The sequence below is a fragment of the Pseudomonas sp. lyk4-TYG-107 genome (genome assembly GCF_030209055.1).
Taxonomy (GTDB): Bacteria; Pseudomonadota; Gammaproteobacteria; order Pseudomonadales; family Pseudomonadaceae; genus Aquipseudomonas; species Aquipseudomonas putida_A.
On record NZ_JARVST010000046.1, the window covers coordinates 1 to 2,639 of the forward strand.

The 2,639-nt window shown below is 60.3% G+C and carries 2 protein-coding genes; both read left to right on the forward strand.

Translation table 11 applies throughout. The annotated features are described in order from the left end of the window. The first annotated feature begins 98 nt into the window (after positions 1–98). On the forward strand, positions 99–614 hold the full coding sequence (locus QRN61_RS27470; protein ID WP_003226246.1) for an Hcp family type VI secretion system effector: 516 nt from the start codon (positions 99–101) through the stop codon (positions 612–614). Positions 615–749: 135 nt separating this feature from the next. Continuing rightward, positions 750–2,639: type VI secretion system Vgr family protein (locus tag QRN61_RS27475; RefSeq protein ID WP_285376425.1), on the forward strand; the 1,890-nt coding region annotated here is incomplete at its 3' end.

The window sequence follows — 2,639 nt, forward strand, 5'->3', positions numbered from 1 at the left end:
CTTCGGCAAACCTGGCACGCTCCTTGATAACAGTCAGGCACCCACCGGGCGATTTCGCCTCCCGGGCACCCTAAATTTATCCGCAAGGAGAGCACCCCATGGCAACACCAGCGTACATGTCGGTTACCGGCGAAAAACAAGGCCTGATCACTGCCGGCGCCTTCACCGCCGACTCCGTTGGCAACACCTACCAGGAAGGCCACGAAGACCAGGTCATGGTTCAGGCGTTCAGCCACGACGTGATCATCCCGCGTGACCCACAATCCGGTCAGCCAACCGGTCAGCGCGTTCACAAGCCAGTGATCATCACCAAGGTCTACGACAAGGCTTCGCCTCTGCTGCAAGCTGCTCTGACCTCCGGCGAGCGCATGAGCGAAATCGTTATCCAGTGGTACCGTACTTCTGCTCAAGGTACTCAAGAGCACTACTACACCACCAAACTGGAAGACGCGATCATCGTCGCCATCAACAACAAAATGCACAACTGCCAGGATCCAGGCAACTCGCACTTCACCCACCTGGAAGAAGTGCAGTTCACCTACCGTAAAATCACTTGGACCCACGAAGTATCCGGTACTTCGGGTTCCGATGACTGGCGTGCTCCAGTCGTTTAATTACGGCTGATCGTTACAAGCATCGACCAGCCCTGCTGGTCGATGTTGTTTACGCCCCTCCAGAATTTCGCGTACGTTGAGCCGCTTTTTTTGCGGCCGTCGACGAGCGCCGCTGTACAGCACGAGGAACAAGGGATGTTCGCGCCGGCCAATGAAACCCACTTTGCCCTGACCATCGAAGGGCTCTCCGCCGATTTTCAGGTATTTACCCTGACCGGCCGGGAAGCCATCAGCCAGCCTTTTGTGTTTGAGGTGGAGCTGGTCAGTGAGCAGCCGTCGCTGGACCTCGAAACCCTGCTGCACAAACCGGCCTTTCTGCAGCTGTCGCCCGATGGCAGCGGCATCCACGGCCAGATCTATCGCGCCGCGCAAGGCGATTCCGGCAAGCGCCTGACGCGCTATTCGGTGACCCTGCGCCCGCAACTGTCGTACCTGGCGCACCGCGTCAACCAACGGATCTTCCAGAACCTCACGGTGCCGAAAATCATCGGCATGGTTCTCGAAGAGCACGGCATTCAAAGCAACGCCTACGAATTCAAGACCGGTTCGATCTATCCCGAGCGCATCTACTGCGTGCAATACGATGAATCGGACCTGCATTTCATCCAGCGCCTGTGCGAGGAAGAAGGTATTCACTACCACTTCCAGCACAGCGCTACAGCGCACAAGCTCGTCTTCGGCGATGACCAGACGGTGTTCCCGAAACTCAAGCCTGTGGCCTACCAGCAAGACTCCGGCATGGTCGCCAGCAACCCGGTGATCAAGCGTTTCGACCTGCGCCTGGAAACCCGCACCAGCCGCACCACGCGCCGCGATTACGACTTCGAAAAACCACGCCTGACGCTGGAAAGCGAAAACCGCGGCGACGCCCTTCCCGACCTCGAAGACTACGATTACCCGGGCCGGTTCATCGACCGCGAGCGCGGCAAACACCTGGCCAAACGCGCCCTCGAACGCCACCGCAGCGACTTCCAGCTCGCCGAAGGCAAGAGCGATCAGCCGCTGCTGGTCAGCGGCCATTTCCTCGCCCTGACCGAACACCCGAAAGCCAAATGGAACGACCTGTGGCTACTCACCGAAGTCCTGCACGAAGGCAAACAGCCGCAAGTGCTGGAGGAGTCGGTGACCAGCGACACCACTGCCCTTAAAGACGATTTCCATCAGGGCTATCGCAACCGCTTCCAGGCGACCCCGTGGGACGTGCCGAACCGTCCACCGCTGCGCCACCCGAAACCGCGCATCCTCGGTAGCCAGAGCGCAGTGGTTACCGGCCCGAAAGGCGAAGAGATCCACTGCGACCAGTACGGCCGGGTCAAAGTCCAGTTCCACTGGGACCGCGAAGGCCAGGCCGACGACAAGACCAGTTGCTGGCTGCGCGTCTCCAGCGCCTGGGCCGGCGCCCAGTACGGCGGCATCGCCATCCCGCGCATCGGCATGGAAGTGCTGGTCACCTTCCTTGAGGGCGACCCCGATCAACCGCTGATCAGCGGCTGCCTGTACCACAAGGAAAACACCGTCCCGTATGAGCTGCCGGCAAACAAGACCCGTAGCACCTTCAAGACCCTGAGCTCGATGGGTGGCGGCGGTTACAACGAACTGCGCATCGAAGACAAAAAAGGTCAGGAGCAGATCTTCCTCCACGCCCAGCGCGACTGGGACGAGAACATCGAGCACGACCAGAAGATCCGCGTCGGCAACGAACGCCACGACACCGTCGAGCAGAACAGCTACACGGAATTCAAAGCCGAAGAACATCACACCGTCTACGAAGACCGCAAAGTCGAAGCCCGCGCCAACGACCACCTGACCGTGGGCGTCAACCAGCACATCAAGATCGGCACCGGCCAGTTCATTGATGCCGGCCAGGAAATCCACCTCAGCAGCGGAATGAAAGTCGTGCTCGAAGCCGGCGCCGAGCTGACCCTGGTCGGCGGCGGCAGCTTCATCAAGATCGACGCCGGCGGCGTGACCATGAGCGGCCCGACGATCAACATCAACTCCGGCGGCAGCCCCGGCAGCGGCACC

Coding starts and splice junctions, on each gene's coding strand:
- QRN61_RS27470 (WP_003226246.1), top strand. CDS start 99: ATGGCAACACCAGCGTACATGTCGGTTACCGGCGAAAAACAAGGCCTG.